The following is a 15,036-nucleotide window of genomic DNA, read 5'->3' on the forward strand; positions in this document are numbered from 1 at the left end:
CATTTGTACGGATTGGTAGGGAGTGGTTTGGGATGGAAAATGTGTTTTTGACAGAGTTTGTGTTTAGAATAGAATACCGGCGGGAAATGTCGCGGAAACGGATGTGATATGGATTCATGGTTTGAACATGAGGCGATGGGGCGGTATGTTGCAAAATTGGAACAGGACTTCTTTAATCGGTATGTGGCGTCATACCGTTTTTGGGGAATGTGTGCGGTTCAGGTGGGCGGTCAGTGGCTGAGCCTGTCTGAAGACATTGTCTGCGTACCGCGTGATATGTTGATGTCGGCAGAAGAGATGGCTTTGGCAGATATTTCTGCAGATATGCTGCTTTTGCCGCATACGCTGGAATGTGGTATCCCTTCGCAAATCCTGTCCGAAGCGCATCGAATATTAAAACCGTCCGGACGCTTGATGCTGACGGGTTTTAATCCGTATTCGCTTTGGGGGCTGGGTTCATGGTTTGACGGTGTCCGTCTGCCGGAAAAACGGTTTTGCCTGCCGCTTCATGAGTTGAAGAAACAGCTTGCCGATGCCGGTTTCGACATTGAATATGGAAAATTTATGGTGTATCTGCCGACGGTTTCTTCGCTCGGAAAAATACGTTTTTGGCAGTTTATGGAAAAGGCGGGCGACCGTTGGTGGCCGCAGTGTGCCGCAGTATACGGTTTGGTTTTGATTAAGAATGTGGCGGGTGTAACGCCCCTGCGGACGCAGGAAGGATTTTGGGACGGCAAAACTGTTGCGGCAGGTGCGGCAAGGGTTGCGGATTAGGTTAGCTTTGTTTCAGACGGCATGGGCTGAAGGGCATTTTGGGAGGAATTATGCCGGAATTACCGGAAGTGGAAACGACGTTGCGCGGCATCGCGCCCCATATCGAAGGTAAAACGGTGGAAACCGTGATATTGCGCCAGCCGAAGTTGCGCTGGCAGGTTAATCCTGCATTAGGGGATATTTTGTCCGGTCAGCAGGTTTTGTCTTGCGGCAGGCGGGCAAAATATCTGATTGTTCGTTTCCCAATGGGAATTTTACTGATTCACTTGGGAATGTCGGGAAGTTTGCGGATTTTCACGCCTTCGGACGAACGTATCGGCAAGCCGGGTAAGCATGACCATACGGATTTTGTCTTTTCGGACGGTACGGTTTTACGTTACCATGATCCGAGGAGGTTCGGCGCAATACTTTGGTATGAAGGTATCGAAGAGCATCATCCGCTGCTGGAAAAGCTGGGGCCTGAACCTCTGTCGGAAGTATTTTGTGCTGATTATCTGTATGCAAGGCTGAAAACCCAGAAACGGGCAGTCAAGCTGGCCCTGATGGACAATGCCGTCGTGGTCGGCGTAGGCAATATTTATGCCAATGAAAGTCTGTTTAGGGCGGCTGTTTCGCCAAAACGCCCTGCCTGCCGGGTAAAAAAGAAAGAGTGTGTGGTTTTGGTTGATGCGGTTAAAGCAGTTTTGAGGCGCGCCATTGAAACGGGCGGCAGCACATTAAAGGATTTTGTGGACAGTAACGGTAAAAGCGGCTACTTTCAGCAAGAATATACCGTATATGGGCGGCACAATCTACAGTGTGTAAGATGCGGCGGTTTGATTGCGAAAGAAATTTTGGGGCAGCGCGGAACGTTTTATTGTCCGAACTGTCAGAAATAAAACAGAAGAACGGTTTCAGACGGCATTTTAAATTTTATCGGCATGCTGTCCGGGTGTTCCAACATCAAGTATTTATTTTTGGAAAAGAATTGATTATGTCGGCAAGCAGAGCTTCAATTTTTACACGTCTGTATCGGTTGTACCGTTTGGCGGTTTGGCTGTTTAAAACAGGGAAAAACCTGCGCAGTATCGACGGTGATTATCCGGAGTCGCGCAATCGGGCGGTTATAGCGTTGGGCAAGGGTGCTTTGGCGGCTTTGGATATCGGATTGGTGGTAGGTAAGCCTGCCCCCGAACATTTGGACGGAGTCTTGGTGGCCGCCAATCATGTATCTTGGCTGGATATTTTTGCCATGAGCGCGGTTTATCCGAGCAGCTTTATCGCCAAGCAGGAAATCAAAAGCTGGCCTGTGTTGGGCAAGATGGGGCAGAACGCGGGAACAGTGTTTATCAACCGCAATTCGCGACGCGACATCGAACCGATTAACCGCGCCATCTGTGCAACATTGCAACGAGGTCAAAACGTCAGTTTTTTTCCTGAAGCGCGGACTTCTTCGGGCTTGGAGCTTCTGTCTTTTAAGGCCGCACTGTTCCAATCTGCCATTGATGCGGGGGCAAAGGTTTTGGCGGTCGCACTGCGTTATTATGACGAAGCAGGAAAAAGGACGGATCGTCCGTCATATGCCGATGTCGGTTTGCTGACCTGCCTTTGGCGCATTGTGTCTATGAAAAAACTGACGATAAAAGTCGATTTTATTTGTGTATCGGACGCGGCGGAAAGTGAAGACCGTTATGCATTAAAAGATAAAATCGAAGAAAGTATTCGTACAATCATTGTCAGCGACTTGGATGATGCCGTCTGAAATCATGATAAGGAATATACTTTATACAGGTCAGCGTCTGAATCTGCCTTTGTCAAAATCATCGAAAGCCTCATAAGCAGCCTGACATTGGATTTTTTGTTCCGCGTAAGGCAGGGTGCGAAATGCTTTGCTTGCCTTTCTGTTTTCACGCAATTCTTGCCTGTCGCCCTTCAGCCGGTACCATGCGGCACGACGTTCCAAATATTTTCTACATTCCGGATGCAAGGTCTGTTTGTCCGGTTTGCCGGTGTGTCTTATATGATGGTGTAAAGGTTTGGAAGTATCGGCAACGGCAGTCATGGTTCCTGCAGCCAATATTGCAGATAACAGTATGGTAATTATCTTCTGTATAGTCATGATGGTTCCTTCCTGTTACGACTTCCTACGATATAGGGTTGCGGTCGGGTGGGGCAACCTTTCAACTTAATTAAACGTTTTAGCGAATGTACAAATTCAAATTCATAATATTCTCGGCAGGAGAATTTTGTACATGGTCGAGTGTGGCAAAAATGGTAATTTACAAAATTTAACAATTTATAGTGCGGAAATTTTGAAGGATTTCCTCTTTCTTTAAAAAACCCTTATTTCATCGCCATGTAGCAGGAGTCGGAATTCAGGAGGATTTTTTACCTGATTTCTGTCAAAAAAGAATTATCAGATAAAACAAATATTATAGAAAAATACGTTAGGCAGGTTTTATCTTTCATTTATTGAGATTTAAAAATACAGGCATTGTCAAGACTGGAGAAAACATAAAAAATCCACTATATTGTCCAAATTGATTCATTTGATAAGACCCTGTCTTACGCATCAAGAGTTAAAGAGGAAGTGATGAATACACCGACTGATTTAAAAGTAACTAAACGGGACGGCAGATTGGAACCCATTTATTTGGATAAGATTCATCGTGTCGTCACTTGGGCGGCAGACGGATTGAAAAATGTATCCGTATCGCAGGTCGAGTTGAAATCACATATTCAGTTCTACAACGGCATCCGCACCGACGACATCCACGAAACCATCATCAAGGCGGCTGCCGACCTGATTTCGCAGGATACGCCCGACTATCAATATCTCGCCGCGCGGTTGGCCATTTTCCATCTGCGTAAAATAGCCTATGGCGATTTTGAACCGCCCCATCTCTACGACCACGTTAAAAAACTCACCGATGCGGGCAAATACGACCGTCATATTATCGAAGATTACAGCCGCGAAGAGTTTGATGAACTGAACGCCTATATCGACCACGAACGCGATATGTCCTTTTCCTATGCCGCCGTCAAACAGCTCGAAGGCAAATATCTGGTACAGAACCGCGTTACCCGCCAGATTTACGAAACGCCGCAGTTTTTATATGTTTTGGTGGCGATGTGCCTTTTCAGCAAATACCCGAAAGAGACGCGCTTGGGTTACGTCAAACGGTTTTACGATGCCGTTTCCACATTCAAAGTATCGCTGCCCACGCCGATTATGAGCGGCGTGCGTACGCCTACGCGCCAGTTCTCAAGCTGCGTATTGATCGAATGCGACGACAGCCTGGATTCCATCAACGCCACCACCAGCGCGATTGTGAAATACGTTTCCCAGCGTGCGGGCATCGGCATCAATGCCGGACGTATCCGCGGGCTGGACAGCGAAATCCGGGGCGGCGAAGCACGGCATACCGGCTGCATCCCGTTTTTCAAAATGTTTCAAGCGGCCGTTAAATCCTGCTCGCAAGGCGGCGTACGCGGCGGCGCGGCAACCTTGTTCTACCCCTTGTGGCATATCGAAGCCGAAAGCCTGCTGGTGTTGAAAAACAACCGCGGTGTGGAAGACAACCGTATCCGCCAGCTTGATTACGGCGTACAAATCAACCGCCTGCTGTACACCCGCCTGATTAAGGGCGGCAACATTACGCTGTTTTCGCCTAATGAGGTTCCGGGATTGTACGAAGCGTTCTTTGCCGACCAGGACGAATTTGAGCGGCTCTATACGAAATACGAGCAAGACCCGAACATACGCAAGCGCATTATTCCGGCTGCCGACCTGTTTTCCACACTGATGCAGGAGCGTGCCGGAACAGGGCGCATTTACATTCAAAACGTCGATCATTGCAATACGCACAGCCCGTTTGATCCGAGTGTCGCCCCCGTGCACCAGTCCAACTTGTGCATGGAAATCGCACTGCCGACCAAACCTCTGGACAATATCAACGACCCGAACGGCGAAATTGCCCTGTGTACACTGTCCGCCTTCAATTTGGGCGCATTGAACAACTTGGACGAGTTGGAAGGGCTTGCCGATTTGACCGTTCGCGCACTCGATGCACTTTTAGATTATCAGGGATATCCGGTAGAAGCCGCGCGTACCTCTACTATGGGCCGCCGTTCGCTCGGCATCGGCGTCATCAACTACGCCTACTATCTGGCAAAAAACGGCGTACGCTACAGCGACGACTCCGCACTCGGCCTGACCCACCGTACCTTTGAAGCCATGCAGTATTACCTGCTCAAAGCATCGGTAAACCTTGCCAAAGAATATGGTGCGTGTCCGCTCTTCAACCAAACCGTTTATTCTCAAGGCAAACTGCCCATCGACACCTATAAAAAAGACTTGGATGCCGTGTGTAACGAGTCTTTGCATTACGACTGGGAAAGCCTGCGCGCCGACATCGTCAAATATGGTCTGCGCAACTCTACTCTGACCGCGCTCATGCCGTCTGAAACCAGTTCGCAAATCGCCAACGCCACCAACGGTATCGAGCCGCCACGCGGCTTGGTAACGGTCAAAGCGTCGAAAGACGGCATCCTGAAGCAAGTCGTGCCGGAGTTTGAAACCCTGAAAGATGCCTACGAAACCCTGTGGCAGCTTCCCGGTAACGAAGGCTACCTGAAACTTGTCGGCGTGATGCAAAAATTCGTCGATCAGGCAATTTCCGCCAATACTGCCTACGACCCGGGCAAATTCGAGGGCAACAAAGTTTCTATGAAACAAATGCTCAAAGACCTGCTGACCGCTTACAAATACGGCGTTAAAACCCTGTACTACCACAACACCCGCGACGGCGCGGACGATACGCAAGCCGATATTCAAGATGACGGCTGCGCTGGTGGGGCTTGTAAGATTTGATAAGGGGAATTTCAGACGACCTCACGAGGTCGTCTGAAATAATAAATAACATAGGGGGAAAACAAATTGAAGAATATACCTGAACAATCTATTGTCGCTCTTTTTATAGATGCAGATAACGCACCTTTTGGGAAAATTGATTTTATTCTTAATGAGCTTGCAAATTATGGTTCAGTAATGATAAGAAAAATTTATGGGAATTGGAAAAGTGAACAATTAAAAGGTTGGGAAGCTGTCTTATTGGATTATGCTCTAGCACCTGTTCAACAGTTTGATTATACAAAGGGTAAGAATGCAACGGATATGGCGATGACCATAGATGTAATGGATTTATTATTTCAAGATAAAATAGACGTTTTCTGCATTGTTTCTTCCGATTGTGATTTCACACCGTTAGCAATGAGAATAAAAATGGAAGGGAAACAAGTCATTGGTTTTGGCGAACATAAAACACCTAAGTCGTTAGTTGCTGCATGTAGCAAATTTTTATTTTTAGATGCAAGTTTTGATAAAAGTAGTGGGACAAATGCTCAACCAGCTGAAATTCGGAAGAGAACTGCTAATGAACTTAAATGTGATACCACATTAATGAATTTATTAAGAGAAGCCATTGCCAATAGTTGTGATGAAGACGGTTGGGCATTATTAAGTAATGTTGGGAAGATTATCAATAACCAATCATCTTTTGATAGTAAAAATTATGGTTATACGAAGTTGGGAGATTTAGTGCGTGTAATTGATATTTTTGAAACTAGGTTGTCAGAAAATCGTTCACAAATGTATATCCGAAATAAAAGAGCAACGTAAAAAATGAAAGTTATTTAAATAATGGCTTGTGATAGAGGTTTGTGCATAATTTTTAGATGGTCTTGTTTTGAATATCAAAAGGTACTCTGAAAACTAAATATTATTTTTTAAAAAAGAGAAACACCATGTCCTGCGAACACCTAGTCATGTCATACAGCACCTTTCCCAAAACCAAAAACGACGCGCTGAAAGAGCCGATGTTTTTCGGTCAGCCTGTGAATGTCGCCCGTTATGACCAGCAGAAATACGAAGTATTTGAAAAACTGATTGAAAAACAATTGTCTTTCTTCTGGCGGCCGGAAGAAATCGATGTCTCGCGTGACCGTATCGACTACGCCAACCTGCCGGAACACGAAAAACATATTTTCATCAGCAATCTGAAATACCAAACCTTGCTCGATTCGATTCAAGGCCGCAGTCCGAATGTTGCCTTGCTGCCGTTGGTGTCGATTCCCGAGCTGGAAACTTGGATTGAAACGTGGAGCTTTAGCGAAACCATCCATTCGCGCAGCTATACCCACATCATCCGCAATATCGTGAATGATCCGTCGGTCGTGTTTGATGATATTGTCGAAAACGAATACATCATCGCCCGCGCCGAAGACATTGCCTGCTATTATGATGATTTAATCGAATACACCCAGTATTACAACCTGTTGGGCGAAGGGGTGCACAATGTCGGTGGCAAGCTCGTTAACGTGTCTTTGCGTGAGTTGAAGAAAAAGCTCTATCTCTGCCTGATGTGCGTCAACGTGTTGGAAGCCATCCGTTTCTACGTTTCATTTGCCTGCTCGTTTGCTTTTGCCGAGCGCGAATTGATGGAAGGCAACGCCAAAATCATCAAACTGATTGCCCGTGACGAAGCACTGCATCTGACCAGTACGCAGCACATGCTTAATTTGATGCGTTCGGGTGTCGATGATCCGGAAATGGCAGAAATTGCCGAGGAATTGCAGGAAGAGTGTTTCAAACTCTTCAAAAAAGCGGCGGAGCAGGAAAAAGAATGGGCGGCATATTTGTTTAAAGACGGTTCGATGATCGGCTTAAACAAAGAAATCTTATCCCAATACGTCGAATATATTACCAACCTCCGTATGCAGGCGGTGGGATTGCCAATCGGATTTGAAGGAGCAAATCAGAATCCGATTCCTTGGATTAATGCATGGCTCTCATCGGATAACGTCCAGGTTGCACCTCAGGAAGTGGAAATCTCTTCTTACCTTATCGGACAGATTGATTCCGAAGTGAGTACGGACGATTTGGGCGACTTTGAGCTGTAAATTTTTTACTGTATGTGTTTTTTATGGAGGAATGCCGTCTGAAATTTGTTTTTCAGACGGCATTTTTTCAATAAGGAATGAAAAATAGCGGGTTAGGCTTGTTATCGGTTTTGTATTTTTATGATTGGTTAGAGATGGCACTCATTAGTACGAGAGATAGGGTTTTTGAGTTGTTGGAGGGAGAAACTTTGTTGGAAGGCCTGGAGCGGACCGGTCATAAGGTGGAGTATCAGTGTCGTAGCGGATATTGTGGATCTTGCCGATTGAAGATTTTGGAGGGGAGTGTTACTTATCGGGAGCCGCCGTTGGCTTTTTTGGGTAGGGATGAAATACTGCCTTGTTGCTGTTGCGTTGAAGAAAATATCAGTTTGGATTGCGGATTGGAGGGAGAGGTCGGGCAGAAACCTGAGGGTTTCTTGAAATAAAAGCCGTCTGAAACGGATTCAGACGGCTTTTGTACAGCATTACTGGTTATGCCTGATGAGTCGGTAAAAAGTTTCACCGTCTTGGATGTAACCTAATTCTACTCTGGCAATTTCTGAAATGGCTTCTTGGCCGTTTTCTAAATCATAGACTTCGGCGGCCAGAGAATTATTGCGTAAAGCGAGTGTCTGGTTTTTTTCTTCCTGAACGGCAATTTGATCTTTCAGGTTGTTGTTGCGTCCGATACTGCCTTTGCCGAACCAGAGGCTGTACTGGCAGCAGACAAGCGATACGGATAAAACGACAGTTACCCACTTCATACGTTAACCTTTTTTATTTGCCCAGTTGGTAGAATGCGGCTTTCCCAGGGTAGTAGGCGGCTTCCGCCAATTCTTCCTCGATACGCAGCAGTTGGTTGTATTTTGCCATGCGGTCGGAACGGGAGAGGGAGCCGGTTTTGATCTGCATGCAGTTGGTGGCAACTGCCAAGTCGGCAATGGTGCTGTCTTCGGTTTCGCCGGAGCGGTGGCTCATTACGCTGGCGTAGCGGTTGCGTTTGGCCAAGTCGACGGCTTTCAGGGTCTCGCTCAAAGTACCGATTTGGTTGACTTTGACCAGCAATGCGTTTGCTACGCCTTTTTCGATGCCTTCGGCCAAGATTTTTGGATTGGTTACGAACAAGTCGTCGCCGACCAATTGAACTCTGCCTCCTAATTTTTCGGTCAGCAGTTTCCAGCCTTCCCAGTCGTTTTCGTCCATGCCGTCTTCGATGGAAATGATTGGGAATTCGTTAACCAGGCCTTCCAAGTATTCGGCAAATTCTGCGCTGGTGTAAGAGCGACCTTCGGCTTCCAAGTGGTATTTGCCGTCTTTGTAGAATTCGCTGGATGCGCAGTCCAGGGCGAACAATACGTCTTCGCCTGCTTTATAGCCTGCGGCTTCAGTTGCTTCGACGATCAGTTGCAGGGCTTCTTTGTGGCTGTTCAGGTTAGGTGCGAAACCGCCTTCGTCGCCAACGGTAGTTGGGAAGCCTTTGCCGTCACATAGTTTTTTCAGAGCGTGGAAAATTTCAGCGCCGCAACGCAGGGCTTCACGGAAGGATTTTGCGCCGACAGGCATAATCATAAATTCTTGAATGTTCAAGCTGTTATTGGCATGTTCACCACCGTTGATAACGTTCATCATTGGAACAGGCAGTGCCATTGGGCCTGCGCCGCCCAAGTAGCGGTACAGGGGCAGGCCTGCATCTTCAGCGGCTGCGCGTGCTACGGCCATAGAAACGGCCAAAGTCGCGTTGGCACCCAAGTTGCCTTTGTTTTCAGTACCGTCCAATTCGATCATGATTTGGTCGATATAAGATTGTTCGCTGGCATCGATACCGATGAGGGCTTGCGCGATTTGGTTGTTGACGTGGTCAACGGCTTTCAATACGCCTTTGCCCAAGTAACGGGATTTGTCGCCGTCACGCAGTTCCAAAGCTTCTTTCTGACCGGTTGATGCGCCGCTTGGTACGGCTGCGCGTCCCATGACGCCGGATTCCAACAGTACGTCGCATTCTACGGTTGGGTTGCCGCGTGAATCTAGGATTTCTCGGGCAAAAATATCAATAATTGCACTCATGAATATTCTCCAAGTGAGGTGAAGGGAGGTAAAACGGTAGGGCTTCAGACGGCATTCTTACAGGAAGAAAGTTGCCAACTTAAGGCTGTCGAAAGTAGGGTGGTAGCCATAAAAACAATACTGGAAATGCCGTGCCACATTCCGAAGGATCCGCCAAGCAGAGACAGCAGCCAATCTTCGTAACCGTATTTCAATGCCTCGATGACAGGGGCAATTAGAAACTGGTTGATGGCGACAGAAAGCAGCAAAGTACATAATAAAATGGTTTGCAGGCGGGTCAGGATTTTAGTATGGGTCAGAAACAGTATTCCCCAAATGATCAGACCCGACCAAGAAATGATATGGAACAAAATGCCTGCAATTTCCCCTGCCTGCATGATGAGGCCGCCGGCAATTTGTATGCCAAGCCATACAGTTGCGGCGTAAAGGCTGATTTTTCGTAAGGTTCGCATGATGGATGCAGTTTGTCCGTATTACTCAATGGTTAAAACCGGCTGCGATTTGATTAAATCGTCCAATGCCTTGACGCGGATTAAAAAGTCTTCCAGAAGGTGCAGCGGCAGTGCGCTGGGGCCGTCGCATTTTGCCAGTTTCGGATCGGGATGGGATTCAAGAAACAGGCCTGCAATCCGGACAGGCATGCCGGAAAGTGCCAAATCCAGTGCTTGCGACCGTCTTCCTCCGGAAGCTGCAGAGCCCGATTCCCTTGTTTGCAGGGAGTGGGTAACGTCAAAGATGACCGGCAGATTGTCGCAGGTTTGTTTCATCACGCCGAAACCGAGCATATCGACAATGAGGTTGTCGTAGCCGAAGCTGCTGCCGCGTTCGCATAAAATCAGTTTCCCGTTACCGGCTTCGCGGAATTTTTCCACAATGTTTTTCATTTGAGAGGGGCTGAGGAACTGGGGTTTTTTGATGTTGACGACGTTGCCGGTTTTTGCCATGGCAGCCACTAAATCGGTCTGCCGCGCAAGGAATGCGGGAAGCTGGATGACATCGCACACTTCGGCAACGGGTTGGCACTGATAGGGTTCGTGTACGTCGGTAATGACGGGGATGCCGAATTCCGCTTTGACTTTTTCGAAAATCTTTAAGCCTTCTTCCAAGCCTACGCCGCGATAAGAATGGATGGAGGAACGGTTTGCCTTGTCGAAAGATGCTTTAAAGATATAGGGAATACCGAGTTTTCGGGTAACTTCGACGTAATGCGCGCAGGTTTGGAGGGTGGAGTCCAAATCTTCTAAAATGTTGATGCCGCCGAACAGTACGAAAGGAGTGTCGTTACCGACGGTAATGCCGTTGATTTTAATATCCATGATCAATGTCCGTTTTCAGGGTTACAGCACGGTGTGCGGCGGCTCATAGGAGATGATGTCGCGGATTTTGTTGTTTCCGTCTACCAAGACGACTTTGGGTTCGTGTGCGGCGATTTCCGGTTCGGAAAGTTGGATATAAGACATGATGATGACGATATCGCCTTTCTGTACCAGCCTGGCCGCAGCACCGTTCAGACAGACCACGCCGCTGCCGCGTTTGCCTGCAATGGTATAGGTTTCAAAACGTTCGCCGTTGTTGTTGTTGACGATGGCGACTTTTTCGTTGGGGCAGATGCCTGCCGCGTCTAACAGATCCTGATCGACGGTAATACTGCCGACATAGTTCAAATCGGCTTCGGTTACGGTGGCGCGGTGGATTTTTCCGCCAAGCATGGTACGGAACATGTATTTCCTTTTGTTGTTTTGGTGCGGTCTGACGGACAGGATGCCGTCTGAAAATCTGAATGCCGTATTATAGTGGAGTTTCCTTCAAATTCATAATGGCAGCTTTCAGACAAGGAAAACAATGTGAGACCTTTGTAAAAAAGTCCTTCCCCCGACAGCCGGAACCCAAACACAGGTTTTCGGCTGTTTCTCTCCCCCAATACCTCCTGATTTTACCCAAATACCCCCTTAATCCTCCCCGGACACCTGATAATCAGGCATCCGGGTCGCCTTTTAGGCGGCAACAGGCACACTTAGCCTGTTAGCCGCTTTCAACAGGTTCAAACACATCGCCTTCAGATGGCTTTGCGCACTCACTTTGAGCAAACCAAAATAGGCTGCCCGCGCATAGCAGAATTTACGGTGCAGCGTACCGAAGCTTTGTTCGACCACATAACGGGTCTTTGATAAATATCGGTTGCGTTTGGTTTGCGTTTCCGCCAGCGGACGGTTGCGGTGGGCTTTGCGCATAATGCCGTCTAATAACCGATGCTCTTCCAGATGTTGCCGGTTTTCCTTACTGTCATAGCCTTTGTCGGCATAGACGGTCGTACCTTTGGGTAGACCTTCCAACAACGGCGACAGGTGTGTGCACTCATGGGCATTGGCGGGGGTAATGTGCAGTTTCCCGATATAGCCTTCCTCATCGGTACGGGTATGTTGTTTGTAACCGAGTCTGTATAAACCGTTTTTCTTTGTCCAACGGGCATCTTTGTCTTTGCTCGGTGTGGTTTGGCCGCTGACTTGGCCTTCGTCATCCACTTCTATGGCCTGACGCTGTTTGTACTGGCAGTTTGAATAATGGTGGCATCAACGACAGCGGCGGATGCTTTCTCTATTTTTAGGTTTTTTTCGGCCAGTTGGCGGTTAATCAGTTCCAGCAATTCGGACAGGGTGTCGTCTTGCGCCGCCGGTTGCGGTAGCGGCATAAGGTGCTGTAATCGGGGATGCTCAGTTTGTCAAAGCGGCAAAACAGGTTGAAGTCGATGCGGGTAATGAGGCTGTGTTCGAGTTCGGGATCGGAGAGGCTGTGCCATTGTCCGAGCAGGACGGCTTTGAACATGGATAGCAGTGGATAGGCGGGACGGCCGCGGTGGTCTCGAAGGTAACGGGTTTTTTGACGATTTAGGTACTGTTCGATCGGTTGCCAATCAATCACCTGATCCAACTTCAATAGTGGGAAGCGGTCGATGTGTTTGGCAATCATGGCTTGTGCGGTTTGCCGGAAGAAGGTGCTCATGAGAAATCCCCTAAATGTCCGGGTGGGAATTTAGGGGATTTTGGGGAATTTTGCAAAGGTCTCGAATAGTATTTTAAAAGGCAATAGAGATACTGACATAGAACCCCATTTACTCCTGTCAAATAATCTCGTGTTTAGAACCATAAGTAATCTTCTTGATATTGTGTTCCAGAGCTATTTCTTTATCTAGCTTTCCTGAATATTCTGAACCTGCTAATTTTTGAAATAAAGTAATGTTCAACTCATCATTGTGGGAAGTTGTTTTTATATCTGAAATGCCATTGCGCTGTTATGTAACAAGCCTGTTAAGTGCGCCTGCCTATTATCCTTAGCCTCATTGACAGTAATTTTGAAATTCCCAATATCATCCAACTTGATTTCATCATTGGCGAAAAAGCAGCCGGACAATATCAAGCCGGTAATACTCAGCATGGTTGCCTTAATTTTCATCATCATTTCCTGATCAATTTATTAGCTGTAGGGTGGATTATTGAATCTGACAGTTTTGGTATTTTCAGACGCCCTTTTTTATACTGCTTCTGTATTTGCACATGAATTCTTTACGCAACCTAGCTGCGGGGTTTATACAGGCTACGCTAATTAGTATAAGTTACGCATTTCTTAATGCAGTCTGTATAATATAAAATGCGATCTAAAAGTTTTATTATACTGTATTTGGGTATTGTATTTAGATATCTGCACATCCAACATCCAACATCCAACATCCAACATCCAAAAATATAAATTTTGCTTTTTATTAAGGACACATGTGATGCCTCTTATTCTTTATTTACTCTGCTTATTATTCTCAGCGTGGTTAACTTATATTTGTGTGAAAAAATATTGTAAAAGCAGACTGACTAAATTTTTGGGTGTACCTGTTTTATTCTGTCTTTTTCTTGGGATAAATCCTGTTTACCATCTCGTAGACAAAGCTCTGTTTTCGACTCGTACAGCAGAGGAATTGATGATGGAAGATCCGGGAAACCGAATGATATTCTTGATATTCAAAGATAAGTTTCCGCAAGATTATGCCCAAATCGTGGCGAAAGCCGAAGATTTTATGAAATCAAAAAATCATGAACAAGATATGCGTTTTTTTCTCTCAGAAACAATAGACATCATGTTAAGAAAATTGCCTTATGCAGATGATGACAGCTTAATTGCTATGTTTCAGGAAGATATGCAGTTGCGTACCAAACTCTTGAACGAAAACGACGCGGTAAACTGCTTTTATTTGGAGTATCCTCATTTAGCTCCTGATATTTCGCTTTTCTCAAAGCAAATGAAGTCGTATTTCGTCTCTATAAAACAAGCTAGAGTACGAGCTTTGCAATCTGCCGATATTCATCGAAAAATGCCGGACGAAACTGAAATAGCGCAAACACAAGATAAAGTAAATCAGATTTTATGGAAGAAATATAGTGAACAGGAGTTGGCGTTAATCAATAACGACAATGAGGATGAAATAAAGCAATATACAGCTGAAGAGCAGGCTTTGATGTGCCGTTTTACAATCGATACAATGCAGGTGATATTAGAACAGCCTAAGCATGAGGCTGCCGAACTGCTTCGTTTTAATTTGAGTCATTGAGGAACGATCTGTTGGATATTTTTCCCAATAAATCTCTTAGGCTTAAAACAGATTACATTGATAGGTACATTAAAGCAGCCGTAGATTCAGTACTCGAATCTGACATTTTTGGTATTTCCAGATGACCTTTTTATACTGCTTCTGTATTTATACTTAAAGCAGATGTAGGTTGGGTCGTGACCCAACATTCAGGTTTTTGTTGGGTTTGCCAACCCAACCTACGCTTGCTAATTACTCACCATCACATCCATATATATCTGAAGATTTCGGATATATAACTTCTAATAAATTATAAATAGATTCAACTTCATTAATATATGATATATCAGAATTATAATATTTAATACTCTCTCTTCTAGCTGTATATAGGCTATGATATTTATCTTTGTATACTTCGTTATATTTTTCAATTAAGATACATGCCCCTTTTTTTACGCTATCTTGATTAGATAAATATACGTCTGAAGTTACCTGCATGATGCCGGATGTTTTAATTCTACCAGTCCAAAAAAATAATCTTTCCATAAACCTACACAATATATGTCTATTAAAGTCTTCATAAATTAAAATCGAATATATTAATGCTTTTTGCTTTTCAACAGTGCTATTATCTATACCAGTCCCAATCGCTTCCTCAATAATAGAACCATATTTATGAGAAAAACGATTGTGCTTATGCTTTACAT

The 15,036-nt window shown here is 45.8% G+C and carries 16 protein-coding genes and 1 pseudogene; 8 read left to right on the forward strand and 9 right to left on the reverse strand.

Features of this window, described 5'->3' with window-relative positions; translation table 11 throughout:
- The first annotated feature begins 108 nt into the window (after nt 1–108).
- The 3 genes from ACRPFF_RS04240 to ACRPFF_RS04250 all read left to right on the forward strand — a co-directional run bounded on the left by ACRPFF_RS04240 (nt 109) and on the right by ACRPFF_RS04250 (nt 2,515).
- Nucleotides 109–774, forward strand: a complete 666-nt coding sequence (locus ACRPFF_RS04240; protein WP_432673868.1) for a class I SAM-dependent methyltransferase — start codon at nt 109–111, stop codon at nt 772–774.
- A gap of 50 nt (nt 775–824) precedes the next feature.
- Entirely contained in the window at nt 825–1,652 is an 828-nt protein-coding gene (gene mutM / locus ACRPFF_RS04245; RefSeq protein WP_411712118.1) for a bifunctional DNA-formamidopyrimidine glycosylase/DNA-(apurinic or apyrimidinic site) lyase, read from the forward strand.
- A gap of 95 nt (nt 1,653–1,747) precedes the next feature.
- Nucleotides 1,748–2,515 (forward strand): 1-acylglycerol-3-phosphate O-acyltransferase, encoded by a 768-nt coding sequence (locus tag ACRPFF_RS04250; protein ID WP_411712117.1) that lies wholly within the window; start codon nt 1,748–1,750, stop codon nt 2,513–2,515.
- 30 nt (nt 2,516–2,545) lie between these two features.
- Here ACRPFF_RS04250 and ACRPFF_RS04255 read toward each other — a convergent pair whose 3' ends face one another.
- The gene (locus tag ACRPFF_RS04255) at nt 2,546–2,872 is read right to left on the reverse strand and encodes a stress response protein (RefSeq protein ID WP_250313996.1); all 327 of its coding nucleotides are present in this window, start codon (nt 2,870–2,872) and stop codon (nt 2,546–2,548) included.
- A gap of 474 nt (nt 2,873–3,346) precedes the next feature.
- Between ACRPFF_RS04255 and nrdA the strand changes: the two genes are divergently transcribed.
- The 4 genes from nrdA (at nt 3,347) to yfaE (ending at nt 8,138) form a co-directional block, all read left to right on the forward strand.
- Nucleotides 3,347–5,626 (forward strand): class 1a ribonucleoside-diphosphate reductase subunit alpha, encoded by a 2,280-nt coding sequence (nrdA, locus tag ACRPFF_RS04260; protein WP_432673869.1) that lies wholly within the window; start codon nt 3,347–3,349, stop codon nt 5,624–5,626.
- A 66-nt stretch (nt 5,627–5,692) separates the two neighbouring features.
- The gene (locus ACRPFF_RS04265; protein ID WP_250313994.1) at nt 5,693–6,433 is read left to right on the forward strand and encodes an NYN domain-containing protein; all 741 of its coding nucleotides are present in this window, start codon (nt 5,693–5,695) and stop codon (nt 6,431–6,433) included.
- Nucleotides 6,434–6,579: 146 nt separating this feature from the next.
- Complete coding sequence (gene nrdB / locus ACRPFF_RS04270; RefSeq protein WP_111727025.1) at nt 6,580–7,713, forward strand: class Ia ribonucleoside-diphosphate reductase subunit beta; 1,134 nt, start codon at nt 6,580–6,582, stop codon at nt 7,711–7,713.
- 134 nt (nt 7,714–7,847) lie between these two features.
- Nucleotides 7,848–8,138 (forward strand): class I ribonucleotide reductase maintenance protein YfaE, encoded by a 291-nt coding sequence (gene yfaE / locus ACRPFF_RS04275; RefSeq protein ID WP_250314902.1) that lies wholly within the window; start codon nt 7,848–7,850, stop codon nt 8,136–8,138.
- 39 nt (nt 8,139–8,177) lie between these two features.
- Here yfaE and ftsB read toward each other — a convergent pair whose 3' ends face one another.
- The 7 genes and pseudogenes from ftsB to ACRPFF_RS04310 form a co-directional block, all read right to left on the reverse strand.
- Complete coding sequence (gene ftsB / locus ACRPFF_RS04280) at nt 8,178–8,456, reverse strand: cell division protein FtsB (protein WP_003675233.1); 279 nt, start codon at nt 8,454–8,456, stop codon at nt 8,178–8,180.
- Between the two features lie 13 nt (nt 8,457–8,469).
- Nucleotides 8,470–9,756 carry a phosphopyruvate hydratase gene (gene eno, locus ACRPFF_RS04285; RefSeq protein WP_432673870.1) on the reverse strand — a complete coding sequence of 429 codons (1,287 nt, stop codon included), beginning with the start codon at nt 9,754–9,756 and terminating at the stop codon, nt 8,470–8,472.
- A 44-nt stretch (nt 9,757–9,800) separates the two neighbouring features.
- On the reverse strand, nt 9,801–10,211 hold the full coding sequence (locus ACRPFF_RS04290) for a DUF4149 domain-containing protein (RefSeq protein ID WP_411712182.1): 411 nt from the start codon (nt 10,209–10,211) through the stop codon (nt 9,801–9,803).
- An 18-nt stretch (nt 10,212–10,229) separates the two neighbouring features.
- Nucleotides 10,230–11,072 carry a 3-deoxy-8-phosphooctulonate synthase gene (gene kdsA, locus ACRPFF_RS04295; protein ID WP_432673871.1) on the reverse strand — a complete coding sequence of 281 codons (843 nt, stop codon included), beginning with the start codon at nt 11,070–11,072 and terminating at the stop codon, nt 10,230–10,232.
- 21 nt (nt 11,073–11,093) lie between these two features.
- The gene (panD, locus tag ACRPFF_RS04300) at nt 11,094–11,477 is read right to left on the reverse strand and encodes an aspartate 1-decarboxylase (protein WP_411712113.1); all 384 of its coding nucleotides are present in this window, start codon (nt 11,475–11,477) and stop codon (nt 11,094–11,096) included.
- A gap of 273 nt (nt 11,478–11,750) precedes the next feature.
- Nucleotides 11,751–12,756: pseudogene (locus ACRPFF_RS04305) on the reverse strand (IS5 family transposase).
- Between the two features lie 264 nt (nt 12,757–13,020).
- Entirely contained in the window at nt 13,021–13,212 is a 192-nt protein-coding gene (locus ACRPFF_RS04310; protein ID WP_411712112.1) for a hypothetical protein, read from the reverse strand.
- Nucleotides 13,213–13,528: 316 nt separating this feature from the next.
- Here ACRPFF_RS04310 and ACRPFF_RS04315 point away from each other — a divergent pair, with 316 nt between their 5' ends.
- On the forward strand, nt 13,529–14,350 hold the full coding sequence (locus ACRPFF_RS04315; RefSeq protein ID WP_411712111.1) for a hypothetical protein: 822 nt from the start codon (nt 13,529–13,531) through the stop codon (nt 14,348–14,350).
- 231 nt (nt 14,351–14,581) lie between these two features.
- Here the strand turns inward: ACRPFF_RS04315 and ACRPFF_RS04320 are convergent.
- A partial coding sequence (locus ACRPFF_RS04320; RefSeq protein WP_432673872.1) for a hypothetical protein occupies nt 14,582–15,036 on the reverse strand: 455 nt, incomplete at its 5' end.

Origin of the sequence: Neisseria sp. SLRRB23 (assembly GCF_050896295.1) — a bacterium.
In the GTDB taxonomy this organism is placed as follows: domain Bacteria; phylum Pseudomonadota; class Gammaproteobacteria; order Burkholderiales; family Neisseriaceae; genus Neisseria.